21 protein-coding genes, 1 tRNA gene and 1 pseudogene are annotated in these 23,683 nt (G+C 48.3%); 11 read left to right on the top strand and 12 right to left on the bottom strand.

Going from position 1 to position 23,683, the window contains the following annotated elements; genetic code table 11:
* Window positions 1-64 precede the first annotated feature (64 nt).
* From glpK to ACTS3T_RS21735, 3 genes are all read right to left on the bottom strand, one after another.
* Complete coding sequence (gene glpK, locus ACTS3T_RS21745; RefSeq protein ID WP_377961948.1) at window positions 65-1,579, bottom strand: glycerol kinase GlpK; 1,515 nt, start codon at window positions 1,577-1,579, stop codon at window positions 65-67.
* 169 nt (window positions 1,580-1,748) lie between these two features.
* Window positions 1,749-3,209, bottom strand: a complete 1,461-nt coding sequence (locus ACTS3T_RS21740) for a lipopolysaccharide biosynthesis protein (protein ID WP_377961945.1) — start codon at window positions 3,207-3,209, stop codon at window positions 1,749-1,751.
* 247 nt (window positions 3,210-3,456) lie between these two features.
* Window positions 3,457-4,326 (bottom strand): hypothetical protein, encoded by an 870-nt coding sequence (locus ACTS3T_RS21735; protein ID WP_462935733.1) that lies wholly within the window; start codon window positions 4,324-4,326, stop codon window positions 3,457-3,459.
* 264 nt (window positions 4,327-4,590) lie between these two features.
* On the opposite strand from ACTS3T_RS21735, the gene ACTS3T_RS21730 reads away from it, so the two are divergent.
* The 5 genes from ACTS3T_RS21730 (at window position 4,591) to ACTS3T_RS21710 (ending at window position 10,143) form a co-directional block, all read left to right on the top strand.
* On the top strand, window positions 4,591-5,904 hold the full coding sequence (locus ACTS3T_RS21730) for a GGDEF domain-containing protein (protein ID WP_377961940.1): 1,314 nt from the start codon (window positions 4,591-4,593) through the stop codon (window positions 5,902-5,904).
* Between the two features lie 71 nt (window positions 5,905-5,975).
* Entirely contained in the window at window positions 5,976-6,275 is a 300-nt protein-coding gene (locus ACTS3T_RS21725; RefSeq protein WP_377961937.1) for a glutathione S-transferase, read from the top strand.
* A 248-nt stretch (window positions 6,276-6,523) separates the two neighbouring features.
* Complete coding sequence (glgB, locus tag ACTS3T_RS21720; protein WP_377961934.1) at window positions 6,524-8,818, top strand: 1,4-alpha-glucan branching enzyme; 2,295 nt, start codon at window positions 6,524-6,526, stop codon at window positions 8,816-8,818.
* Between the two features lie 875 nt (window positions 8,819-9,693).
* The gene (locus ACTS3T_RS21715) at window positions 9,694-9,858 is read left to right on the top strand and encodes a hypothetical protein (RefSeq protein WP_462935732.1); all 165 of its coding nucleotides are present in this window, start codon (window positions 9,694-9,696) and stop codon (window positions 9,856-9,858) included.
* Between the two features lie 108 nt (window positions 9,859-9,966).
* Window positions 9,967-10,143, top strand: coding sequence for a hypothetical protein (locus ACTS3T_RS21710; protein ID WP_462935731.1), 177 nt, complete (start codon window positions 9,967-9,969; stop codon window positions 10,141-10,143).
* Here the strand turns inward: ACTS3T_RS21710 and ACTS3T_RS21705 are convergent.
* Window positions 10,140-11,156: a hypothetical protein gene (locus ACTS3T_RS21705; protein WP_462935730.1), complete on the bottom strand. Its 1,017-nt coding sequence runs from the start codon at window positions 11,154-11,156 to the stop codon at window positions 10,140-10,142. The genes ACTS3T_RS21710 and ACTS3T_RS21705 overlap by 4 nt on opposite strands.
* Before the next feature lie 606 nt (window positions 11,157-11,762).
* On the opposite strand from ACTS3T_RS21705, the gene ACTS3T_RS21700 reads away from it, so the two are divergent.
* Both ACTS3T_RS21700 and ACTS3T_RS21695 read left to right on the top strand, forming a co-directional pair.
* Window positions 11,763-12,227: an MgtC/SapB family protein gene (locus tag ACTS3T_RS21700; protein WP_377962312.1), complete on the top strand. Its 465-nt coding sequence runs from the start codon at window positions 11,763-11,765 to the stop codon at window positions 12,225-12,227.
* A 148-nt stretch (window positions 12,228-12,375) separates the two neighbouring features.
* A complete protein-coding gene (locus ACTS3T_RS21695) occupies window positions 12,376-13,497 on the top strand; it encodes a TRAP transporter substrate-binding protein (protein WP_377962314.1) in 1,122 nt (373 codons plus the stop codon).
* Window positions 13,498-13,591: 94 nt separating this feature from the next.
* On the opposite strand, the gene ACTS3T_RS21690 is transcribed toward ACTS3T_RS21695, so the two are convergent.
* Both ACTS3T_RS21690 and ACTS3T_RS21685 read right to left on the bottom strand, forming a co-directional pair.
* Window positions 13,592-14,293: an aspartate/glutamate racemase family protein gene (locus ACTS3T_RS21690; RefSeq protein ID WP_377962317.1), complete on the bottom strand. Its 702-nt coding sequence runs from the start codon at window positions 14,291-14,293 to the stop codon at window positions 13,592-13,594.
* A 57-nt stretch (window positions 14,294-14,350) separates the two neighbouring features.
* A tRNA-Pro gene (locus ACTS3T_RS21685) sits at window positions 14,351-14,424 on the bottom strand.
* A gap of 171 nt (window positions 14,425-14,595) precedes the next feature.
* On the opposite strand from ACTS3T_RS21685, the gene ACTS3T_RS21680 reads away from it, so the two are divergent.
* Entirely contained in the window at window positions 14,596-15,126 is a 531-nt protein-coding gene (locus tag ACTS3T_RS21680; RefSeq protein WP_377962320.1) for a hypothetical protein, read from the top strand.
* Window positions 15,127-15,276: 150 nt separating this feature from the next.
* On the top strand, window positions 15,277-16,743 hold the full coding sequence (locus tag ACTS3T_RS21675) for a phosphoglucomutase/phosphomannomutase family protein (RefSeq protein WP_377962323.1): 1,467 nt from the start codon (window positions 15,277-15,279) through the stop codon (window positions 16,741-16,743).
* A gap of 120 nt (window positions 16,744-16,863) precedes the next feature.
* Here ACTS3T_RS21675 and ACTS3T_RS21670 read toward each other — a convergent pair whose 3' ends face one another.
* The 4 genes from ACTS3T_RS21670 to ACTS3T_RS21655 form a co-directional block, all read right to left on the bottom strand.
* Window positions 16,864-17,490 (bottom strand): HPF/RaiA family ribosome-associated protein, encoded by a 627-nt coding sequence (locus ACTS3T_RS21670; protein WP_377962326.1) that lies wholly within the window; start codon window positions 17,488-17,490, stop codon window positions 16,864-16,866.
* Between the two features lie 58 nt (window positions 17,491-17,548).
* Window positions 17,549-18,634 (bottom strand): DJ-1/PfpI/YhbO family deglycase/protease, encoded by a 1,086-nt coding sequence (locus ACTS3T_RS21665; RefSeq protein WP_377962329.1) that lies wholly within the window; start codon window positions 18,632-18,634, stop codon window positions 17,549-17,551.
* A 676-nt stretch (window positions 18,635-19,310) separates the two neighbouring features.
* Window positions 19,311-19,838: an orange carotenoid protein N-terminal domain-containing protein gene (locus ACTS3T_RS21660; protein ID WP_377962332.1), complete on the bottom strand. Its 528-nt coding sequence runs from the start codon at window positions 19,836-19,838 to the stop codon at window positions 19,311-19,313.
* A gap of 124 nt (window positions 19,839-19,962) precedes the next feature.
* Window positions 19,963-20,217, bottom strand: coding sequence for a hypothetical protein (locus tag ACTS3T_RS21655; protein ID WP_377962335.1), 255 nt, complete (start codon window positions 20,215-20,217; stop codon window positions 19,963-19,965).
* A 311-nt stretch (window positions 20,218-20,528) separates the two neighbouring features.
* Here ACTS3T_RS21655 and ACTS3T_RS21650 point away from each other — a divergent pair, with 311 nt between their 5' ends.
* Together ACTS3T_RS21650 and ACTS3T_RS21645 are read left to right on the top strand one after the other, a co-directional pair.
* Window positions 20,529-21,929 carry a hypothetical protein gene (locus ACTS3T_RS21650; protein WP_462935729.1) on the top strand — a complete coding sequence of 467 codons (1,401 nt, stop codon included), beginning with the start codon at window positions 20,529-20,531 and terminating at the stop codon, window positions 21,927-21,929.
* 45 nt (window positions 21,930-21,974) lie between these two features.
* Window positions 21,975-22,348 (top strand): annotated as a pseudogene (locus tag ACTS3T_RS21645) (Uma2 family endonuclease); the annotation flags it as partial.
* A 4-nt stretch (window positions 22,349-22,352) separates the two neighbouring features.
* On the opposite strand, the gene ACTS3T_RS21640 reads toward ACTS3T_RS21645, so the two are convergent.
* Window positions 22,353-22,832, bottom strand: coding sequence for a DUF29 domain-containing protein (locus ACTS3T_RS21640; RefSeq protein ID WP_462935728.1), 480 nt, complete (start codon window positions 22,830-22,832; stop codon window positions 22,353-22,355).
* A gap of 54 nt (window positions 22,833-22,886) precedes the next feature.
* The coding region (locus tag ACTS3T_RS21635; protein ID WP_462935727.1) for a hypothetical protein at window positions 22,887-23,683 on the bottom strand (797 nt) is incomplete at its 5' end.

The following is a 23,683-nucleotide window of genomic DNA, read 5'->3' as shown; positions in this document are numbered from 1 at the left end:
CTGATCTCCTTCAATGGTGGCCGATAGGTGCAGACTGTGCCCCTATCGTGTCCCTACCTTTATCCTACTCAACCCAGTTCTTGGCTCGGGCAACGGCCTTTTGCCACATATGAAAATTTTCCTGGGCTTGACTGGCTGCGGCTCCTGGCTCAAAGACGCGATTGATTTTGCGATTTTGAATCAGATCATCATAACTGTGCCAATAACCTGCGGCTAAACCCGCGCCAAAGGCAGCTCCTTGGGCGGTTGCATCCAGCACCGCCGGACGCTCAATCGGAATCCCCAGTACATCAGCTTGAAACTGCATCAAAAAGTCATTCTGACAGGCTCCCCCATCCACCTTCAGCAATTTGATGCGGGTACCGCTGTCTTCGTTAACCGCTTCTACGACCTCGTTAACCTGATAGGCGATCGCCTCCAAAACGGCTCGAATCATGTGCTCACGTTGTACCCCGCCCGTAATCCCCAAAAAGGCTCCGCGAGCGGTCATATCCCAGTGAGGGGCACCCAAACCACTCAACGCCGGAACGAAGTAAACGCCGCCGTTGTCGGGTACTTTTTCGGCTGAAGCTTCGGTGTCAGCCGCTGTGGTGATGAGTTTGATGCCATCTCGCAACCACTGAATGCAAGCACCAGCCGTAAACATGCTGCCTTCTAGGGCATAGCCCACCTTTGAGCTGCCGTTGTCTGCTTCTGACCAGGCCACGGTTGAAAGTAGCTGATTTTGCGATCGCGCCACCTCTGAGCCAGTGTGTGCCACCAAAAACGCCCCCGTACCATAGGTACACTTCAGCAGCCCAGGGCGATTACAGCCGTGGGCAAACAAAGCCGCTTGCTGATCGCCAAAGACTGCCATAATCGGAATTTCAGCCCCCAAAATATCAGCATCAGTGTGGCCAAAGTGGCCCAGACTGGGGCGAATTTCGGGCATCAGGTGAGCTGGAATATTAAACAAATCCAGCAGCTTTTCATCCCACTGGCGAGAGGTTAGATTCAGCAACATGGTGCGGCTGGCGTTGCTGTCGTCAGTGGCGTGAACTTTGCGACCCGTGAGGTTCCACAGCACCCAGCTATCGACTGTTCCGGCTAAAACATCGTCAAGGTCAATGGGGGGATCTTGCTGATGGGTTTGCACAGCGTCTAAAAGCCACTGTAGCTTTGTAGCCGAAAAGTAAGCGTCTAGAACCAATCCGGTGCGATCGGCAATTTCTGTCGCCAGCCCCTGATCGCGCAAGTCATTACAGATAGAAGCCGTACGCCGATCTTGCCAAACAATAGCGTTGTGCAAAGGCCGACCGCTGTTTTTGTCCCACAGCAAACAGGTTTCTCGCTGTACCGTTAAGCCAATGGCGGCAATAGCTGCCGGATTGATGCTGGCCTTTTGAATAGCCGCTTGAATAGCCCATTGAATATCGTCCCAGATTTCACGCGGGTCATGCTCTAGCCAGCCTGGTTGAGGGTAGTACTGGGTCAGTTCTTTATAGGCTTGGCCGGCAATGTCACCGTTGCGATCAAACAGAATCGCCCGGTTACCAGTCGTACCGAGATCCAGAGCCAGAATGTACTGAGCGTTTGCCATGAGAAATCTATCTAAAAATTAACAGCGTCTATACCAGCTTGAGGACGCGCAAGCTTGATCACAAGACATGCCTATTGTACTGAGAAGGTTTCTGACGGCTCTGGCGGATTAACGGGAATTAATGGTTCTTATTGGCGGTTTGGGTCAACCAGCCAATTTTGAAGGCTGACTAAGTTTGCTTGGACTTTAGCTTGGGAAGCATAGCCTGAATCAAACCCCAAAACTCTTGAAACAAAGCAGGAGCTAGCAGTCGAATTGCGCCTAAGTAAGTCAGACTGCCCACTCCCACTAAAATTGCTAGCTGTACGGATAAGTTCAAGGCGTTGACCCCCCGTTCAGCCAGTAGAAGTACGACCACCATTACCAAAGTGGCCGAAAACGGTTGCATAAACTGACGCAGATAAGCCCACACAGACGCTTGCATAATCCGGTTGAGCAGGGCTTGCACCAGCGGAAACATAATACAGGCGCGAATTAAATAGGCCCACGCTACGGCAATGATGCCCCAACGCACTGCGATCGCAAAACCAATTAAATTTAGGCTAGCCGCCAGCAAACCAATCCAGACTCGCCAAAACGGCTGCCCCACAGCCAGTAGCACAGCGCTTTTAAACCGAGACACCGAGCGGAAAATGCCCGCTAGCGCCAGAATCTGCAAAACGGGTACCGAAGCCAGCCACTGAGGCCCAAAGAAAATCGGAATAATTTTAGGTGCTAGCACAGCAATGCCCAAAAAGCTGGGAAAAGCCAACAGGCTGGTTAGCCGGGTCACTTTATAAAAAGCGCTACGTAGGCGATCTAAATCGAGCTGCAGCCGGGAAAATGTCGGCAGCGCTACCCGATTACTTGTATCAATCAAAACCTGGGTCATCATGGTAAGGATGCGATAAGCCACGCTGTAATAGCCCAGCGCCGTCGGCCCCAAAAAATAGCCAATGAGTAAATCATCAGCCCGACCATTGATGAACCCTAAAAAGTTAAAGGCAAAAATATTGCTGCCAAAGCGAAACAATTGTTGAAAATGACGCCGAGAAAAGCGCCAGCGAGGACGCCAACTGCTTGAGCGCCACAAAACCACTACGCCTATGGCTTCGGTTGTGAGCTGCTGCGCCACCAAACTCCAAACCCCTGCGCCACCAACGGCCAAAGCGATACCGACGATTCCCCCTATCGCTAAGCCCAACAGCGCCCGCAGAGCAACAAAGCGAAAAGCGAACTGGCGCTCTAGCAACGCTTGCTGCACATCGGCTAGCGACCCTACTAACAGCAGCAGTGAAAACCAGCGCAGAATAGGGGTGAGCAAGGGGCGATCGAAAGCATTGGCCGCTACGGGCGCTAGCAGTAAACCCGCTAGCAGGAGCAGGCTGCTGAACCCCAGCGTTGTCCAAAAGGCTGTGTCAATATGGTCTGGCTCAAGCTCTTGCCGCTGAATCAGCGCTTGCGGAAAGCCCTGATCGGTAAATATCTGGACAAATGCTAAAAAAACATTTGCCAGCGCTACCAGGCCAAAGTCTTCTGGCGTGAGCAGTCGAGCCAATACTAAAAAGATCAGCAACGAGCCTAGCTGACTGCCCCAGTTTTGCAAAGCTGACCACACAGCCCCACTAATGGCTTTTTGGGAAAGACTCAAGAAACACGTTGCTCCACAATTAAGGCTGGCAAATCAGAAGACAAAGCATCCGCTAGCTAAGTTTTAAGCATTTTGCTGCGGGTAGCGTCACCTGGGGACAGGACTATCTGCGACAGATATCGCTAAAGGTAGAAAGCTAAGGGTAGAAGGAAAGTTTTTTGTCAGCAGCTTTAAGCTGTTAAAGTCTTTCAACGCTGGTGGCTACCACTACATTTCTAAGCCCCCCGCAGTTAACCGCATTGAGTGTTTAGGCAGCTCGGCACTGCTGGGCAAAAGTCTGTAAATCAGGCGGCAGATCGAAAAGCTGCATACCGAGGTTTAAGATATCCTGATTTTTCTGGAATGCCTCTCGATACTGGGGTTCATGCTGATAGTGTTGCCAGCGATTCATGACGGACATTTGCTGAGCGCTAGCGTTGAACTGAGTCTGATCAAATGAGCTACCTCCCGCATGAGCAGTCACAACTTCTAGGGCTTCGTCGGTAAAGGTTAAACCAAGCTGAGCGGAAATCTGCTGGCGATAGGATGCGTCGGTAAACCAGCAATTGTAGTTAACCTTAACGGTATCTCCTAAATAGTGAGTGTTGCCTACAAATTCATTGACATATTCGCGCCATAAATCAGGCCAGATTAAATAAGCTTCTGGATGCTGAGATTTGTGCAGATAAGAAGCTGCCCAATTGAAAGGATCACGCAGCAGCAAAACTTGATAGGAAGTGGTGGCAATGATGCCATCTGTTAAAGCCGGTTGGGCGGCGAGGTAGGGCAAGCTTTGGCTTTGAAACAATACCACTGATAGATCTACAGCCGCAGGTAGTGGCTCAAAGTATTCGTGCTGATTGCGATAGGTTGCTATTTGATCGCCTTGATTAATAATCGTAGGTAGCGGACTGGTTCGGATCGTTCGCATCATGCGTGACGCGTTACCGCGCCGCTTAGCTGGACTGTTGTTGACCAGCATATTGCTGGTGCAGTGGCCTAACAGCCAAAACGAAAGGGCATGCAGACCCGATCGCTTTAAGCCAAACAAGTAAACCAGCTTGTTTGTGGTGACTGGATGCTGGCGGGTGCTGAGTTTGAAGATCTGCGAAAGCCAGCGGTGAGATCTTAGGCGCAAAAGCTTTTTGGGCATGGGGGGTGTTAGAGAAAGGCTGTGTGCATGGCTTGAAACGATAGAAACACAAGAAACGCAGGAAAAGGCATTGTACCTAGTCAAAAACTAGACTGGCGGAGCGCTCTGCTCGAAGCAGTTAACCTTTAACCTTCATTATGGCTAAGTTTTTGAGTGAGTTAGCTATATTTGCCCTTGGCTGGGAGAAAAGTTGTTTGAGGCTGAGACAATTTCTAACCTCTCTTTGGGATCTAGGGAAATGGGAAGTTTATGAAATTCATTCGCTCGATTCGATTTAAGCTGGCGATCGCGTTTGTTTTGACCAGTTTTATAGCTGTCTCGCTGGTGGGGGCGATCGCTCACAAACTGCTCATCAAAAGCGTTAGCCAGGTTAATGCTGACGTTGCGTTTGCCGGATTCAAGCAGGATGTAGCGGCTTATATTGAACGGTACGGATCTTGGGAAGCTGCCGCAGAAGCCGAACCTTTTGGCAAATTTGAGCGGCGACGACGAGCGATTGAAGCCCTTAGCGGTCAGCGGCCATTACAAGCAGATGATTGTAGGCCGACAGAGGTTCAACCCCCTATTAGCCTCTTAGAACTAGAGACAGCGGATATTCCCTTTAATGACCGGGTTTTGCCGCCGTTTAAGTTTGTGCTGCTTGACCCTGCAGGCTTTGTTTTGCTAGGGCCTAATAAAGGATCGAGGCGGCCAGCATCTGAGTCGTGGCAAAAGCAAGCTCACCCCATTAAAGTTGCCGATGAAACAGTGGCTTTTGCCATCATGGATCGACGCCCCAACTTTAATGCTTTCGATCGCAGCTATCACAAAGCAATTGATCAAGCTTTGAGAAGTAGCTGGGTCGTAACGAGCGCAGTAGCCTTAGCCATTGGTCTATGGCTAGCCAACGAGTTTAGCAAACCGATTCAACAACTGACTCTGGCCGTGAAGGCGATGAATACGGGCAATTTGAGGCAACAGGTCAAAATTCGCTCAGGTGATGAATTTGGCATTCTTGGTCACGCCTTTAATCAAATGAGTACAGAATTGGCTCAAGCCTACGAAGACCTGGAAAAATCGCATCAGACAATTCGAGAACTCAGCATTCGAGATGAACTCACCCAACTCTACAATCGCCGCTATTTTAACGAGCAGGCTGAGCAGCTAATGGCGCAGGCAAAACGCTATAACGCTCCGCTGAGCGTCATGGTAGGCGATATTGATTACTTCAAACAGATTAACGATACCTTTTCACATCAGGTAGGCGATCGCGTTTTGCAGCAGGTTGCCCGCTTGCTGGTGCAGCAAACCCGTCGGGCTGATGTGGTGGCTCGCTACGGAGGCGAAGAATTTGTGATTGCGTTTCCAGAAACCACGCTGGCACAGGCGATTCAACTCTGCGATCGCCTGCGTTTAAGCATTCAAACCTACCACTGGGCTACCCTACACCCCGACTTAAAGGTCACTATCAGCATGGGGCTAAATGCTGAAACGGCCTTAGGCAGTCTCGAAAAAATGATTTCAGTCGCCGATGCCCAGCTTTACCAGGCCAAGCGCGGCGGTCGCAACCAGCTACGGTACTAAAAGCGCGATCGCGCTGCTGAAACAGCCAGATCGAACAGTGTAAAGTAGAGCTAATTCAATTCAAACGAGACATGACATTGAGACACTGGCTTGGTTATGGAATTAGCAGCCTGAGCCTGCTATTAACAACTGCCGCCCAAGCGCTGCCACCTGCCGAAGAAGTTCCTGAAGAGGTGATGCGCAACGAAATTATTTTTGAAGCGCGATCGCCCCTCAATGGTGAACCGCTCAGCTTGACCGAATATGCTGAACTTCAGGCTGAATTAGCCGCCTGGCCCGAAAACCCTACACTCAACTCCGAACTACGGCAGAATATCTTCTTGCTGCGGCTGCGGCGAGCGGCGCGGACAATTTTGCCCTTTATCCCCTAATTGCGGTTGAATCTAACCATTACCCCCAAAAATCTTCTGAGAGAGAGCCGAAACCACACTAAGTTTTGTTAATCTAATTCGCATATAACCATTTTGAGGACAAAAAGCTATTCAGCTCTTTGCGATCGCGCCTTTTGAAGTCAGCATCGTTTCTGACCTGAGCGCTTCTCAAGTTGCTTGTTACTCCGTGCTGGTTATAGCACCAAGGTCTAAATACAGTTTTATAAATTCCTAATTGGGTCAAATCTATGGCGTTAACCGTTGCCCCCGACCAAATCGATCGGATTGTTTGGAACCAGCACCACGATCCGTTTGAAATTTTGGGGCCTCACATGATTCAGCAAGATGGTAAATCTGTCTGGGCCGTGCGGGCATATCTGCCTCAAGCCGACGAAGTCTGGCTGGTGTTTCCTGAGGCACGTCAAGAACATTCGATGAAGTCTTCTCATCATCCCCATTTCTTTGAGTGCGTTGTGGAAACTGAAGAACTGGCAAACTATCAGTTGCGCTACAAAGAGGGCGAGCATGAGCACTTCATCTACGACCCCTACGCTTTTAGAAGCCGTCAGCTCACCGACTTTGACATTCACCTATTTGCAGAAGGCAATCACCACCGAATTTATGAAAAGTTAGGTGCACATCCGACTGAAATCGACGGCATCGCTGGGGTACACTTTGCCGTTTGGGCACCCAACGCCCGCAACGTTTCAGTTTTAGGCGATTTTAACCACTGGGACGGGCGCAAACACCAGATGCGCCGCGTCGGCAACGGCATTTGGGAGCTGTTCATTCCAGAAGTCAAGGTAGGCACCAGCTATAAATACGAGATCAAAAATCCAGCAGGTCATATCTACGAAAAGTCTGACCCTTACGGCTTTCAGCAAGAAATTCGGCCTAAAACAGCTTCTATCGTCGCTGATTTAGATAGCTACCAGTGGAACGATAGCCATTGGTTAGAACAGCGGCGTCACTCTGATGGTTTAGCCCAGCCAGTCTCAGTGTATGAAGTTCATTTAGGCTCTTGGCTCAATGGCTCTTCTGCCGACCCTAGCCAACGCCCCGACGGTAGCTTAGAGCCAGTCGTCACCGTTGCTGACCTCAAACCAGGTGCTAGATTTTTAACCTACCGGGAACTGGCTGACAAGCTGATTCCCTATGTCAAAGATTTAGGCTTTACCCACATTGAGTTGCTGCCGATTGCAGAGCATCCTTTTGATGGCTCTTGGGGGTATCAGGTCACGGGCTACTACGCAGCGACTTCTCGTTATGGTAGCCCTCAAGATCTAATGTACTTTATCGACCAGTGCCACCAACAAGGCATTGGCGTGATTGTGGATTGGGTACCGGGTCACTTTCCCAAAGATGGCCACGGTTTAGCCTTCTTTGACGGCACTCATCTGTATGAATATGCCGATTCTCGCATTGGTGAGCATAAAGAATGGGGGACGCTGGTTTTTAACTACGGCAGGCACGAAGTTCGTAACTTCTTAGTGGCCAATGCGCTTTTCTGGTTTGATAAGTACCACATCGACGGCATTCGAGTCGATGCGGTGGCCTCAATGCTTTACCGCGACTATCTGCGTGATCCAGGGCAGTGGGTCGCCAATGAGTATGGCGGTCGAGAGCATATTCAAGCTGCCGACTTTCTGCGCCAGACCAACCATGTGGTGTTTAGCTACTATCCCGGTGTATTGTCGATCGCAGAAGAGTCAACTTCTTGGCCGATGGTGTCTTGGCCTACCTATGTGGGTGGGTTAGGCTTTAACCTCAAATGGAACATGGGCTGGATGCACGACATGCTGGACTATTTCCACATGGATCCGTGGTTCCGCCAGTTTCATCAAAACAACGTTACTTTTAGCATTTGGTACGCCTTTAGCGAAAATTTCATGCTGGCGCTTTCGCACGACGAAGTGGTGCATGGTAAAAGCAACATGATTGGCAAAATGCCAGGAGACGACTGGCAAAAAATTGCTAATTTGCGTTGCCTCTATACCTACATGTTTATGCATCCCGGCAAGAAAACGCTGTTTATGGGCATGGAGTTTGCTCAATGGCGCGAATGGAACGTTTGGGGCGATTTGGAATGGCATTTACTGCAATATGAACCCCATCAAAAGCTGAAGCACTTTATGGGGCAGCTCAACCGTTTTTATCGCAGTGAACCTGCTTTATACACACAAGACTTCGCCCAAGAGGGGTTTGAGTGGATTGACTGTAGCGATAATCGCCATAGCGTGGTGTCTTTTATCCGTCGAGCGAAGGACAGTGAAGACTTTATCGTTACGGTTTGCAACTTTACGCCACAGCCTCATAGCCACTATCGCGTTGGCGTTCCTGAGGTTGGCTTTTATCGAGAAATGTTTAACAGCGATTCGCGTGATTTTGGCGGCACCAATATGGGCAATTTGGGCGGCAAATGGACAGATGAGTGGGCTTTTCACAATCGTCCTTACTCGCTCGATCTAACGCTACCGCCACTAGGGGTCGTTGTTCTCAAGCTAGATCGCGATAAAACTCAAGCGGCGCAAACACCCCAATAACAGCGCTTACTCTGTCATGAGGTTAACCTCATGACAGAGATGCCTTATCCTAGCGCCAGGTAGCTGCCGATGGCCCAAATAGCGGTTAACAAAATAGTTGTTTTTAGCACAGCTACCAGGGTGACTTCAACAAACTCAAAGGCTTGATGGGTCGTCATGGCGATCGCCTCCTTAAAAGTTTATGCTTGATGCGTAGAGCATAAGCGATCCTTATCTCTAAGATATCGAACCTAGTAGCAACAGACAGGGGTGGATCTCCCTATTGCTGGGCTGTGGCGTTTTTACTAAGGTTACTCGGTAGACTTGGAGTTTAAGGATTTGCTTATCAATCTGCCGATATTAGCTTTGGTTGTTTTTATCGCTATCACAAGCAGCCTGATCACAAGTCACTTCAAAGTCAGGCTGTTTTGCAAAGCTTTTGAGACAATAGGCAATTTGGACAACAGCTTTTTCAAGTGGTTAGACCAAGTACCATAAGCTTTGTTTGCTGCCGTCTGTCTAGAAGCTTAGCGATCGCTGCAACTGAGCGCTTTTGGCGGCGTTTTTATGTTGGTGTCGATTGCTGGCTGGGGTGATGCGCTCGAAGATGGTGGCTAGCTACTTAGATTGTGTGGGGCTTACCGCAAGCGATCGAGGCTAGAAGGTTTTTGAAAACTAAGAACTCTCAAGGTTTAGCTTTCCTCTTGCAGAATCCGGATTAACCATAAGAGCGATTGAGTACTTTTTCGCCGCTTTTTGTGCAGACTGAAATTGCTAATATAGCTCATATGTACTAATGGCACCCCTATTGAGAAAATTCGATTTGCCTTCTTTCCTGAGCAGGTGGATCTAGAACCGTATGAGGATTTGTGGTTAATTAGAGCAGAAATACCAGTATGGGGGCTTTTAATCAGCTAAAAAAAGCTTTGGAAGAACAACAAAAACGTGGATGTGAGACGACTGATACAGTAAAAGAATTTGTTAAGGGATACGAGGAGCAATTGAACACTGAAAAGCAATTGCTCAAAGATCGGCAGAGACAAGAGCGTGAAGATAGGTAAAAGCGATCGCGCTGACAAATTATTGCTGAAATTTCATGGAAATTTTCCGGCTGATGGAATTCACTTACGTATAGCTAAGTGTCGGTCAAAGCAGTGTAATGATCGCTTATGTCTCCCTACACTCAGTTTGATGAAGAAATCAAACAGTTGATATGTCAGGGGTGCAGTCAAAATCAAGTCTTACAGCAATTAACAGTTCGCTATCCACAACTAGTCAAGCAAGCCGCTGAAATTCTCAAACGTATTCAGGCCATTGAACGCGAAATGAGAAAGAAAAAGCGTTAGCTACTAGCTTCAATCAAAGGTAATCGACTAATCAAATAGTCTAAACAAGCCTTAATTGCATGAACTGTCTCGTCAGTAAGCTCTGATGAGACAGTTTCTTTAATTGCTTGAAAAGCCGTTTCGTAGTGTTCTATTTCAAGTTCAAAAGGAATATCAGGAAAATCAAGAATATCGTAAGTTCCCCAGTATAGACAAAAACTAATTTGTTCTAAAAATTGCTTAATTGAAAACTGAAAATCGTCAGCTTTTTGTTCAGAAACTTGAAGGCTAGGGAATTGTCTCAAAACTGTCTTACGCGCGTATTTAGATAGCGATTCTTGATTTCGAGTTATCCACTCTGCACCTAAGCGGCTCTCTGCGAGCGTGCTGATGAAATTTTGAAGGGTTTGGGCTTCTGCTTGCTGACACTCAATCTCCATTGAGGATCGATCAATTTGGGGATTTTCTGTAAAATTTGCGCCAGATAGCCTTAGATCTTCGAGTTGCTTTCGCAGGTTTGCAATTGTGTATTCAATTAAGCGATCGCCTTGTTTTTCAATCTTTTTAAGTAAATTTTTGAGTCCAGCATAGGGGGCTAAATCCTGTCTTAACTGTGCAAAATCCGGCTGATTTACTTCTGTAAGGTATCCAGCATCATAAATCTCTTGGATAATTCTTAACCGAGTATTGATTGCCTCTACTGCAGCTAAATCAAGAATAAAATCCTCAAGATCTAGCTCATTGGTGATGTCTGCTTCTTGCTTAGTAAAGTTTTGAATTGAAGTCGCAAGATCGGGCTGAAGCAACTTAAGTTCTTGAACCAGTTCTCGGACAATCAGACCAATTTGTTCAGGCGTAGCTCCATCGCCAATCTGAATACCGCTCCCGTCACTAATGTTGATGTTAAATTTGCCCGACTGCTTCACATCTTGATGCACATGGCGCTGTAGCAGTTGGCTCAGTTGTTGAATATCGTTTTCGGTGAATGACTTCGCACGAAGCCATTCAACAATGTCACCCTGATTCTCAAGCATCAGCAGTTACTATCCAAAACCTGAGAGTTGACACGAGCATAACTCAGGTTTTGGACTTGAGCCTACCTTTGCGAAAGCTGAGATAAAAATTTTCAAATTTTTTGCTGAGGTAGTCATCCTGAAACCTCATAAAAGCTCACTTTTGTTCAAAGCGTTTAATCAACATTTTTTACGACAATGGCATAGATAACCTGTCAGTAAGTTGCTGTCAGTATTTGTGAGATAGAGGCTGGCGGTTGATAAAACTTTATTCGGCCTGTACTGCTGCCCACACAAACGTTTTAGGCTACCTACCAATCGTTCCTCCGCGGTTAAACCTTTCAGCAGAGCTTAAGCCAACAAACGCTTGCAATAGCTAGGCATCTACAAAAATGAGACATGGTTGCAGGTGTAGATGCTGCCATTAGTCTGATTAGCCATCCCAAAAGGTTAAGACTCAGATGCTGCTCGTCTGCTCTAGTATCTGAGTAAGTAGAGCAGTATCCTAAATCAATAACGGGGGACTCTTAACCCCGTCTTAATCTTGAAGAGACACTTAGCCTGTGTCTTGCTCAGCAAAGCGATTAACGATTGAAAGGTCTGTTGCGCTGCTAAGGGGAGGTTATTTTGAACTCAGGTACTCAACTGCTGCTGCCCCTCGCGCCGCCCGATCTGTTAATTCGATTAGGGTTGGCTCTGCTATTTGGCGCAGTTATTGGCTGGGAGCGAGAAAGTCGCGATAAACCTGCGGGGCTTCGAACTCACATGCTTGTAAGCTTTGGTTCCGCTTTGTTTGTACTCAGCAGCATTCAAACAGGTGCCGTTGAGCAAAGCGCTGACGTCCTGAGCCGGGTTATTCAAGGAGTAGCCTCAGGAGTGGGTTTTTTGGGCGCGGGCGAAATTGTGCAGCAGTCTCGGAGTGAAAGCGATCGCATTCGCATTCGCGGCCTGACCTCAGCCGCCGCAATTTGGACCTCGGCAGCCTTAGGTGTAGTAGCCGCTTGTGGTTTGTGGCAAATTGGCCTGATTGCTTGCATTGTAACGGTCGCCATTTTGCTAGTATTTCGCCTTTTAGAAAAGTCAGTCAGCTAGAAAGCGGTTGTTCACGGGCGTCTGTATCAGGCAACGCAAATACGTCCAAAGCTGTATAGTAGGCTACTGCTTAACGTGGTGTGAGCGGCGGAGGGTAGTCTCTGCTGTCTCGCCGATTGTCCACTAATCGGGATAAGAGAGTATACCTATGAAACGAAGGAAGTTTGTCAGCGGAGCCGCTTTCGGCGTTGCCACAACAGCGACGGTTGCCGCTTGCGGACAACAAAGCAGCAGTCAATCTACCGCTAGCGGCCCTGCCGTCCAGGTAGACGAAAGCCGCAGCGTAGAATGGCGCTTAGCTTCTAGCTATACCCCTAGCCTAGATACGGTTTATGGCGGCAGTGAGGCGTTTGTAGAGCGGGTAAGTGAACTCACCGACGGCAGGTTTGAAATTACCATTTCAGCGGCAGGTGAGCTGGTGCCAGGGCTGGAAGTGCTTGACGCGGTGCAGCAAGGTACTGTGCAGGCAGGCCACACCAACTCTTACTATTACCGGGGTAAAAACGAAGCCCTTGCTTTTGATACGGCAGTTCCTTTTGGCCTGAATTACCGTCAGCAAACAGCTTGGCTTTATGAAGGGGGGGGACTGGAGCTAATTCATGAGCTACTGTCTGACTTTAATATTATTAGCTTCCCAGGTGGCAACTCTGGCACCCAGATGGGGGGCTGGTGGAAGCGAGAAATTAGCACGCCTGCGGATTTGCAAGGTATTAATATGCGAATTCCAGGCTTGGGCGGCGTTGTGATGGAGCGGCTAGGCGTCAATGTGCAAAACCTGGCGGGGGGCGAAATTTTTCAAGCGCTACAGTTAGGCACAATTGATGCGGCTGAGTGGGTTGGCCCCTATGATGATGAAAAATTGGGGCTGTATCAGGCTGCCTCTATTTATTACTATCCGGGTTGGTGGGAGCCAGCGTCACAATATTCGTTTTACTTCAACCTCGATGCCTGGAACGACTTACCCAGCAACTATCAGCAGGCTTTGAGAACGGCTGCGGCTGAAGCCCATGCCGACATTATGGCTCGCTATGATGCTCGTAACCCCAGTGCTTTAGCCAGCTTGTTAGATCAAGGGGTGGAGCTAAAGCGCTTTTCAAATGAAATTATGGAAGCGGCGCGTACGGCTTCGTTTGAGCTATATGAAGAACTGGCGGCAGCAGATGCGAGCTACAACAAAATTTATGCGGCTTGGCAAGAATTTAGAGAAAACTCTAACCGCTGGTTTGCCACTTCTGAACTGGGCTTTTCAGATTTTTCGGTTAACAGTTAGCGCTGAGGCTTAGCCTGCTGCTCAGCCGTGGCTGATGCGAGTGCCCAGTTTGGCTGATGGTCGAATTGGGCACTTGCCTTTGAGGCGTTGCAATCTACACCTCAGGGGCGATCGCTTTCGCCACAGCCGCCTCTGCATGAATACGGGTTGTCGGAAACAGCGGCACTGCAACATCGCCTATCTGGACTAGCAGTTCAATCTCGGTGCAGCCCAAAATAATTCCTTCGGCTCCTGCCTGAATCAGCTGGTTCATAATTTCAATGTATTGCGATCGCGAAGCTGGGCTAACGTGGCCTAAGCACAATTCTTCGTAAATGACGCGGTGAACCGTTTCTCGCGCTGCCATTGGCGGTACTAGAACCGCTAACCCGTGGTTTTCTACCAGCCGCCCGCGATAAAAAGCCTGCTCCATTGTAAAGCGAGTCCCCAACAGACCGACTTTGGCGATTCCTGCCGCTTTAACGCGATCAGCCGTCGCATCCGCAATATGAAGCAAAGGAATATGAATTTGCGCTTGCACGTCGTCTGCTAGCTTGTGCATCGTGTTGGTGCAGAGCAAAAGAAAATCAGCCCCCGCTTTTTCAACCTTTTGGGCAGCATCAATCATGAGATCGGCGGCAGCTTGCCAGTGCCCCTGATGTTGCAAGGCTTCTATTTCGGCAAAGTCAACCGAGTACATGACACTTTTGGCTGAATGCAGCCCTCCTAGTTTGGCTTGAGTCGCTGTATTAATGATGCGGTAATACTCGATTGAAGATTCCCAACTCATGCCTCCGATTAGGCCAATTGTTTTCACTGGAATACCTCAACCTGCCAGCACTGCTTGTTGCCAACAACTGCCTTGAGTCAAAAATCGGGATGACAGGATTCGAACCTGCGGCCCCTTCGTCCCGAACGAAGTGCGCTACCAAACTGCGCTACATCCCGCCATACCCGACCAATGTATCACAAGTTGAGGAACTCTGGGCAGAGGCTATTCTAAGCGATCGCCCTTTACCAGACGATTTGATTAGTGACACAGACGATCGGTCATTTATGCGTAAAACAGTCGATCCTGAGTGTAGGAGAAAATCGTCAACAATCAGGGAATTTACTGTCGTGCATAGTCAAACTGCTTCTCAATACTTGAGTTCCCGTCCCTGCTATTCTGTCTCGCCACATCGTCGATGTCGGCGCTATAGATCAGAATACGGGTGTCGTCAGGTTCAGCCTGATTTTCAGCAACTTCGACAGTTTGAGCCAGTCGGCGATCGCTTTCAAAAATTGGGCATTGCCCTAAAAGGAGCGATCGCGCTTCAGCCGTCTAATCCTAAATATCTCAATCCGCAAATGCACCCAGTGCTAATGCCGCTGCAAGATCAAGGGGAAATTCGTATTTTGCTGCATCGGCCTTTTTCACAGGTCAAAATCTGTGTGCGTAGCCGGGGCGAAGTTACCCTAACCGCCTTAGATCATCGCGGCCAGTGCATTACCCAGGGCTGCACCCGTGAAGCTATTCAAACTGCATCATCGTCAGCGCAATTTGTGCCTACCGTTTGGCTGAGCGTTGCCGCCAATCAACTCGCCAGCCTGGTGTTGAGCGCAAAAGTGCCCTTTGTAATTGAAGCTATTCAGTTGACTGGCTCATGAATTATGCCGGTCGCGTTGGCACCGTCTAAGTAAAAGACTGAGCAAAATGAATTCTTTATAGATTTCCCTCGGAAAACTGGTAGGGACTACAAGCAAGTCGCTAAACTCTTGAAAGCAGTTCAAGGTTTTTCCTAACTAAAAGGTATTGTTATGGCGGTTGCTCTCTCTCCGGCCTCGTTTATTGGCAAGCCAATCCAATTTGGCACCGACGGCTGGCGCGGTATGATGGCTGCAGATTTTACATTTGAGCGAGTGGTGCAGGTTGCTCAAGTTGCCGCTCAGGTGCTTAAGCAGCGCTACGGAGAGATGACAGGCAGCAACACGGTGATTGTAGGGCATGATCGTCGTTTTCTTTCGCCTGAGTTTGCCCGCGCCGCCGCCGAAGCGATCGCGCAAGTTGGCTTTGAGGTGATGCTGAGCGAAACCTATGCCCCAACGCCTGCTTTTAGCTGGGCAGCCAAAACTGAAAATGCTTTGGGCGCTATTGTCATTACCGCTAGCCACAACCCAGCGATTTATTCAGGCTTAAAAATTAAAGGCGCTTTTGGCGGCTCAGTCCCGCCGGAAATTACTAAAGAGGTAGAAGCCCAGCTAAATACGACAATACCTGCGGCTGAAACCCCCGGAACGCTGTCAACGTTTGACCCGTGGCCGAGCTACTGCCAGGGCTTACGCGCCAAAGTCAACGTTGAACCCATTCGAGCAGCGATCGCCAGCGGTAAGCTCACCGTTTTTGCTGATGTCATGCATGGTGCAGCCGCCACTGGCCTAGAGCGATTGCTAGAAATGCCTATCGATGAGCTAAATGGCAACGCCGATCCGTTGTTTGGCGGGGGGTCACCTGAACCGTTGCCTAAGTATCTGGTCAAAACAATGGAAACAATCAGAGCCTATCAGCCCAGCGTTACCGACGGGCTGACTGTTGGCTTGGTGTTTGATGGCGACAGCGATCGGATTGCGGCTATAGACGGTCAGGGTCACTTTCTCAGTTCTCAAATCTTGATTCCAATTTTGATCGATCACCTGGCTACCCGTCAGGGGCTAAAAGGTGAAGTGATCAAAACCATCAGCGGCTCTAACCTGATTCCAGCCATAGCGGCAATGCACAACCTGCCCTTGCACGAAACGGCCATTGGGTACAAATACATTGCCGACCGCATGCAAGCCCAGCAGGCTTTAATTGGTGGTGAAGAGTCGGGGGGCGTTGGCTATGGTCATCACATTCCCGAACGAGATGCGCTGATGTCGGCTCTCTATGTTTTAGAAGCGGTGGTAATGTCGGGGCTAGACCTAAGCGACTATTACAGCCAACTCCAAGCAGCGACTGGCTATCAGTCAGAATACGATCGCATTGACCTGCCCCTTGCCAGCATGGACGTACGGGCGCGTTTGCTGAACGAACTTCAAACTAACTTGCCTCAAACCATTGCCGGAAAAGCCGTTAAAGACTGCCTCACAATTGACGGCTACAAATTCACCTTAGAAGACGATAGCTGGCTACTGGTACGCTTTAGCGGCACAGAACCCGTCTTGCGGCTCTATTCCGAAGCCAGCAGCTTAGCAGAGGTTCACCGCCACCTAACCTGGGCCAAAGAATGGGCAGAAGCGATTAACTAAACCCAAGTATGGGGGGACTCAATAGCCCCTCGCCCCTAGCTGTAGCCACCCCGGTTAAGACACCGCAATCGCTGAAAGTCGCTGACAGAAAAGCTTTGCTTCTGCCTTTGACGACAGATTTTATTGCCAGCCCAGCGGTGGTGTGGCAGCCGTGTCTTCAGCCTGGTCGCCTTTGCCAGCGCGTTCTCCTGGCTTGTCAACAACCTGTAACGTGCTGGCTTGCGGCCCTGATTCCCCTTCACTGATCAAGAAGCGGACACCTGTACCTACGGTGAGGCGATCGAAGTCGTCGTGCAAAACGCTATTTTTGTGAAAGTAAACCTCTTGGCCAGAAAAGGTCTTCAAAAAGCCGTAGCCCTCGCTGGCAAATAGCTGGGTAATGATACCTCCGGCTGACTGGTCAGGATGTTGCTTAACCTTTTGCTGCTGGCGATCGACTAGTTCAGTTAGCTGGCGCTGAGCTGCTTCAAACGCATCTCGGATGAGAGCCTCAGGCGGTTTGTATTGAGTACCTTGGTCAGGGCTTTTGTCTACCGCTAGCTCATGACCCGGTGGAACCGTTAGGTTAATTCTGACTCGGTAAGGCGAACCCGCACTGGGATGCTCATGGGTTTGCTCAACGGCAACGTGGCAGCTAATAATGTGGTCGCAAACCCTTTCTAGCTTGCTGACTTTTTCGCGAATCAAAGACTCTAGGGCGTTTGTTTTATCGACCCCGCGATAGACAATTTCCAATGGAACTTGCATAGAACTTCCTCGTACAATTTTTTCAGGGGTTGTCTGCGCTAATCGTCTTGCTCAGACCTCAGCTAGCAGCGACCGTAGTAGGAGACGGAGGCTGAACTTGTGCACCTGCTCGCGCTCGATAGAAATCAGCAAAGCGCTGCTCGTGCCGAGATAGGTTATCTTCAATCTGGCTAAAAATTTCAACTGTGGTGGGGTCAGTGAGTTGAGCAGCCAAGTGGAGCGCATCAACCACGCCTGTTTGAATGTCGCCCAAGGCGCGTCGCGTAATTGCCATATTGTCGCTGGCTTGCAACCAGTTTTGTAAAGTAGCAAAGGCTTCGCTGCCGACCGCTTGCCAGGTTACTTTTTCGTCGAAGGCACTGAGACGCTGCTCTAGCAGGGCAAGGTGCTGGCGTTTTGTGGTCATCACCGCTTGTAAAATTACCCGCAGTTCAGTGTCGCTAACCTTTTCCAAATATTTTTCAAAGGCAGACAGGGTATAGCGTTCGCCTACGGTAGCAGCATTTAAGGCGTTGACAATGTCTTGACGACTGGAACCACCCCATTTTTCAGCGAGTTGCCACCAGCTATCATTTTGGCCACCCAGTTCTGGCAGGGCTTCGCCGCTGAGGTCTAGCCTTAGGGCGCTGAGCAACATGGTGGTGAACAGGGGCAAGTCGCCCGGTTGACGAGCGGTGATTAGATTGCCGTCAACCACGACTGGCTCATCAATATAGGTCGCCCCTGCATTTTGCATATCTTTGCGAATTGAGCGGTAGCCAGTTGCTTGCTTGCCCTGAAGCTGATCTGCCTCGATTAAAACCTGCGGGCCGTGGCAAACCGCTGCAACGATTTTGTCTTGGGCGATCGCGTTCATAACCAGGCGAACAGCATTTGGGTTAAGCCGGATCTGATCGGGTGCGCCTCCTCCCGGAATTAGAATGGCGTCAAAGTCTTCAGAGCGAACTTCTGTAGCGGTGGCATTGGGTCGAAGGGTGACTTGGCCACGCTTGCCCGTGTATTCGTCGTTCATCCGAGATCCTAAAACGACGGTTTCGACCCCCGCTTGCTTTAGTGCTGTGTAGGGTACCTGAAATTCAGCGTCTTCAAACTGGTTTTCAATTAGGATAGCAACCCGTTTATTTCCAGAAACTTGAGTAGCCATAAAACCCCCTATTGTGTCTATCGGTTAACTGAGTTTGAGTTGAGTCTGTTTGGAGTCGTAATGGTTTCTTATACTGTTTTCTAGCTGTCAATAAATATTCTTGTGCTTATGGTCTTATAATTTTGCGATCGCCTTAAGTTAAAAACAAGTCGTCTTAGCCATTTATTCACTTTTTTAGTTTTTCTCTTCTCCAAAAAGCAGTTTGAGCGTGATCAAAAAAGTTGAAACTTTAACCAGTTTTTAACTAATTTTTTCAAAAAGCCTTTGATTATTTTGGTGATTGACTTAGCCAGACCTAAGGAAGGTGTTGAAAAGCCAATGGCTGCAATTTTAGGCAATCAGCGATCCCCATAGCTGCTAAAAAGAGGGAAATCGGTACGGAAGTTTCCCTTGTTAAGGAGATCCAAACCGTTTTGCCACGCCGCAGATACCTTTTCAAACAGCTTCTGGCTTCAAATTTTGCTAGTTGCTATTAATCATCACTGCTTTTCTGTTAGCCAGCTTTGACTAGCTCCCTTCAGTCAAGTGCGAACAAAAAAACGATTTGCCAACAGCTTTATGTTAACGAAAAGGATAAAGCTCAACTTCGCCCTGGCGACAGATTTATCAAAACCCAAAACAGCGAAGCTTAAAAATTAGCTTCGCTGCTGCTGGCTAAATGCCGCTTCACTGCTTTTTATAGGCTAGGTGTTTTGCCCGTTTCAGCTTGAGAAGGAATTTCTTGTACTTCGCTGTAGCCCATATTGCTAGCGGCTTCTCGCAGTACCGAAATTTGTGATTCAAACTCTAAATTTTCAATTTGCTTTAGCGCCTGATTAATAGCCTTACTCGGCTCATAATCTTCTGGCATATCGACAACGCGATCGCCCATGGCATCTGCCCAAATATACCAGACCAGCAGCTGATTGTTAGCCGTCAAGCCACCGTAAGCGCGAGACGATTCTGAGTCTTTGCCTTCAACAATTTCTCGCATGATGACAAGTTGGGCGTCATCATCTAGTTCAAAGTAACCAGATGCCAGCGTATCTACTAGCTCAGGTTGGGCTGCGTTCGGTGCTGCGGGAGTGACCGAATCGCCCATCTTTTCATAGACATAGTAAAGCAGAGCCAGCTTCTCATCGGTGCCTAGTTGGGTATAGGCTTGATAAACTTGCTTTGCCTCATCCGAAAGCACATTAGACTGAGCACTATTAGCAGAAACCATAAATAATTTTCTCCAAGTCTTAGAATTTGCGTTATGTTTAACGACTTGCTTTAGACGTAACAGATTTGGGGATCAGCTAACTCCCACCCAAAGTTATAGATTTTGCGTTTATCGTCTGCGTTGGTTATAAATCGGCTGGAGTTTCGGGAGCAACTTCAATGCCGCCTTGACGCTTGACGCGCTGCTGCTCGGTGACTAAATCTTCTAGCTGGTTGAGTTCTACACCCATGTCCTGACAAGCCTGCTTTAGGGTGCTCATAAAGCGTTCCGTATCTTCGCCAAAGCCACACTGTTTGGCTGCGATCGCCAGCCCTTGCTTAGCATTTGACTTGGCGCAATCGATCAAAATAACGCCTTCTAGCGGTTTTTCGGAAGCCATGTTGATCTAATATCGAATGTTTGCTAACGGCTGATTGCTCACAGGTAGTTAGTAGAATAAGCTGCTTTTTTACCAGCTACCTAAGTTGAATCTTTAGCGATCGCGCTCAAAGATGCATCTGTCTAGGGAGCGACTTTAGCCAGCTAAAATATGTTCTGTCCAACCGCAGCGGGATGTTCTCAGCACCGCGATCGCCTTTGATGAAAGCAATGTTAGAACTCAAAAGAACTTGTTGGACGACTGCTAAAGCAACAGCGTTCTAATGAGCGGGCGATTCATCGCCAGGAATAGCAGATCAGAGGTGAAGGGGTATGAGAATTTTGTCGCAATCTCAGGAGAATTTTTTTTGGCAAAAGCTAATGGCGATCGTGATGGTAGCCAACTTGCTCTTGGTATTTTTTAATATCACTTATATTCCTCTGAGAGATTTATATTTGCAGTATTTACCGGGAGTGGTTCAACAATATGACCCGGTTAAAGGAATTGAACCAAACGAACTCACCGAAAACTATTTGCAAACAGTGACGCAGTTAGAGGCCGCGATCGCTGCTCAAGGGCCAACAGCAGCAAACAGTCTAGCTATTTTGGAGCAACTACAAAAACAAAGTTTAGCCATCGTCGATGAAAATCCGTTTTTATTGGCCGATAAATCAGCAACCTTTGCCCGCCTCAAACGCAGACTGCGATCTTTTGTGGGCATTAGCTCTAACCGAGAAGCATTTTTAACTTTTTGGAGTCCGCCTTTTTTAGCTGCAAACAGTTGGCCTACTATCCAAACCTTTTTTAACCAAAAGCTGCGTCCGTTAATTGCGTCTAACTATTTTCGTGAAACCAATGAAATTGGGCAATTTGTAGATAATTTTTGGCGCATTGATATTTATTTTATTGGTTTTTTTGCACTTGAGTTTGGTATTCGCACGCTGGTTATTAGCCGCCAAACGGCTGGGATTTCTTGGTTAGATGCGATCGCTCGGCGCTGGTACGAATTGCCGCTATTTTTACCTTTTTGGCGCTGGCTGAGGCTGATACCAGCAGCGGTTCGAATTCATCGTTCTCGCTTGCTAAATTTAGAACGGCTGCTAGGGCAAATGACCCATGAACCAGCCGCTTATCTGGCTGAGCGGGTTTCTCGCTTTGCTTTGGTTCGTTTGGTAAATCAAGCCAAAGAAGCGGTCAATGCAGGTGAAATTGCGGCGCTAGATCACGCTGGTAATAACTACGTGCAGGTTGGCGATCCAAATAAATTAGATCAGCTCACCGATCGCTTATTGCGTTTAGTCATTTATCAGGTAATGCCCACTATCAAACCTGATTTAGAAGCGTTGTTGCGCCATAGCTTGCAAAGGGCGCTAAAAGCGTCTGAACTCTATGAAGGTTTGCAGCAAATTCCAGGCATACAAGCAATTCCTCAAGATATGATAGCGCCAATTTCGGATTATCTGGCTCAGGCCAGTTGCGATGTTTTGGCCACATCTTATGCCGATGTGGAAGGTCGTTTGTTGGTCGATCAGCTTAGCCATGATTTTCGTCAGGCGCTTGGGCAAGAACTCACGCAAGGCGGCACCCAAACAGAACTGCAAAAGCTATTAAGTGATCTTTTAGAAGAAATGAAGCTCAACTATATTCAAAAGGCTAAACAGCAAAACCCAGAAGATATTCTTGAAGAAGTGGATCAGCTCGATGAGCAAGCCCCAGTGACGAACTATAGCTAAAGGCCGAGAGCAAAACAAAAGCTCTCTAAACGCCTTATTCTTTTTATGATTCAGAGCAAGCAACGGTTCCAGAGCTTTGAAGAGTATCTGTCATATGAGGATGGAACAGAGAAGCTATACAAGCTTTTCAATAAAGAACCAGGGGAGGTGCCCCCCGAATCTGGTTGGCATGTTGAGATTGCCATCTGCTGTTCGCTGCTTTACTGTTTATCGTGGGTCATCGCCGCATCAGAGGACACGGTCTAGAACTGGAAGTGCGAGGAGAGCCGAGGAACCGCTATCCAGATTTGACCGTGATTCGAGAAGAACATATTGAGCAATTGCGACAGCGCAATACGATTCGGCTGTCGATAGCACCGCCAGTTCTGGTTGTGGAAATCGTCAGTCCGGGCGAGGTGCAGCAGAGCCGAGACTATATGCAAATTAAGATGATTGTTCTTCAGCAGGTAGCCATTGATCATTTTCTAGAAGCTGCTCAACAGAGTAAGCGCAAGTTTCTGGAAACGAGGAGAGCGCTAGCCCTGTTTCATCTGCAGCAAGGCGTTTAGCATTTCTGTATGCTGTTGGCAGGGTGTCGTTCAAATAGTTTTTGAGGCTGGGGCTATCGGCTAGCAAATCCTGAATTCTGAGGCGTTGTTCGGTGATGGTGGCTTTCCAACTGTTGCTGCGCTGAGTTGGTTGAAACTGCCACTTGAGCAAATGCATGATCAGGATTTCTAGCCGACTTTTGAGGGCACGGCGATCGCTTTTACCCAAGTTTTCGATCTCCTCGGCCAGATTTTCAATGTCTAGAGCTGCCCAGTTTTGCTGACGTAGGGCGGCAGCCATTTGCTGAGTCCAAGCATAGAAGTCTTGGTCGTAGGGGGTGGGAGGACTGAGGATGGAGCGATCGCTTAATGTCATTATGATTTGCCCACTCAGACAAATAGCCATGTTATTCAGTATATCTTTATCTACTCAGGCAGTCTCACTGTTCAGAAGTTGTTGAATCACTGTTCGTATGGGCTGCCAAGCAACCTCCCCCTTAAAGTAATCAAAAAAGTTTGCAGGCTTGTTATAGAAATACAACTTCTGCTGACTCAACTCAAAAGCAACAGGGATTTCGTACCACAAAATATCGACGCGATGATCAATCGGGTTTGTAGTTTGAATAATTTTTCTAGTTTCGCTATCTAACTGATCGACCAAGGCAATTGCAAAACATAGATGCGTCGGTATTCTGAAATTGTAGAAAGCTTGCCCTGCTGCTTTAGCATTCACTGCTTTCTTTGCCCACCGTAGACATTCACCTGAAAAACTCTGCAAGATAGGCATTCCTAGCGAAGCAAATTCAGAAAAGAGAAAGAAAGCTTCTCCTCGTAAAGTCAGTGGTCCAAAGGGTAATTCAAAATCTGAAATTCTAGCCGCATAGTTAAACTGCTTTTTACTGCTTATTACGTTTGACTTAATATCTAAGCAGCCCTGCTGTTGAAGGCGATTTAGCACTGCTTGAAGATATTGGTCAAGCGTTTGGCGATCGCGACATAATTTTTCCGTAGACTGACCTAGTGCAGCCTGAATAGTTTGTGCATCTGCTCCACGAATATAGATAACTGTGTTATGGTTTCCAATTATATTTTCGCTACCCGATACAATTGACGACTGCCTAACATCACCCCCCACGCCCACAGCCCCCTGTCCTTCCACCAATACAAGGCGGCCTGATTGCACCGCTGCCGCGATCGCTTGAATATCTGCCTGCTTTGAACCTCCAG

The sequence above is a fragment of the Almyronema sp. genome (genome assembly GCF_052168255.1).
Lineage (GTDB): Bacteria > Cyanobacteriota > Cyanobacteriia > Phormidesmidales > Phormidesmidaceae > Sphaerothrix > Sphaerothrix epifaneia.
The sequence above is the reverse complement of the archived record's forward strand: the minus strand, read 5'-3'. Positions and strand labels throughout refer to the sequence as shown.

Bases quoted from the DNA above. Each gene is read 5' to 3' on its own strand.
- ACTS3T_RS21665 (WP_377962329.1), bottom strand. From the start codon at position 18,634: ATGGCTACTCAAGTTTCTGGAAATAAACGGGTTGCTATCCTAATTGAA.
- ACTS3T_RS21670 (WP_377962326.1), bottom strand. From the start codon at position 17,490: ATGCAAGTTCCATTGGAAATTGTCTATCGCGGGGTCGATAAAACAAAC.
- glpK (WP_377961948.1), bottom strand. From the start codon at position 1,579: ATGGCAAACGCTCAGTACATTCTGGCTCTGGATCTCGGTACGACTGGT.
- ACTS3T_RS21650 (WP_462935729.1), top strand. From the start codon at position 20,529: ATGAGAATTTTGTCGCAATCTCAGGAGAATTTTTTTTGGCAAAAGCTA.
- ACTS3T_RS21660 (WP_377962332.1), bottom strand. From the start codon at position 19,838: ATGGTTTCTGCTAATAGTGCTCAGTCTAATGTGCTTTCGGATGAGGCA.
- ACTS3T_RS21725 (WP_377961937.1), top strand. From the start codon at position 5,976: ATGACATTGAGACACTGGCTTGGTTATGGAATTAGCAGCCTGAGCCTG.
- ACTS3T_RS21705 (WP_462935730.1), bottom strand. From the start codon at position 11,156: ATGCTTGAGAATCAGGGTGACATTGTTGAATGGCTTCGTGCGAAGTCA.
- glgB (WP_377961934.1), top strand. From the start codon at position 6,524: ATGGCGTTAACCGTTGCCCCCGACCAAATCGATCGGATTGTTTGGAAC.
- ACTS3T_RS21730 (WP_377961940.1), top strand. From the start codon at position 4,591: ATGAAATTCATTCGCTCGATTCGATTTAAGCTGGCGATCGCGTTTGTT.
- ACTS3T_RS21695 (WP_377962314.1), top strand. From the start codon at position 12,376: ATGAAACGAAGGAAGTTTGTCAGCGGAGCCGCTTTCGGCGTTGCCACA.
- ACTS3T_RS21715 (WP_462935732.1), top strand. From the start codon at position 9,694: ATGGGGGCTTTTAATCAGCTAAAAAAAGCTTTGGAAGAACAACAAAAA.
- ACTS3T_RS21640 (WP_462935728.1), bottom strand. From the start codon at position 22,832: ATGACATTAAGCGATCGCTCCATCCTCAGTCCTCCCACCCCCTACGAC.
- ACTS3T_RS21655 (WP_377962335.1), bottom strand. From the start codon at position 20,217: ATGGCTTCCGAAAAACCGCTAGAAGGCGTTATTTTGATCGATTGCGCC.
- ACTS3T_RS21675 (WP_377962323.1), top strand. From the start codon at position 15,277: ATGGCGGTTGCTCTCTCTCCGGCCTCGTTTATTGGCAAGCCAATCCAA.
- ACTS3T_RS21710 (WP_462935731.1), top strand. From the start codon at position 9,967: ATGTCTCCCTACACTCAGTTTGATGAAGAAATCAAACAGTTGATATGT.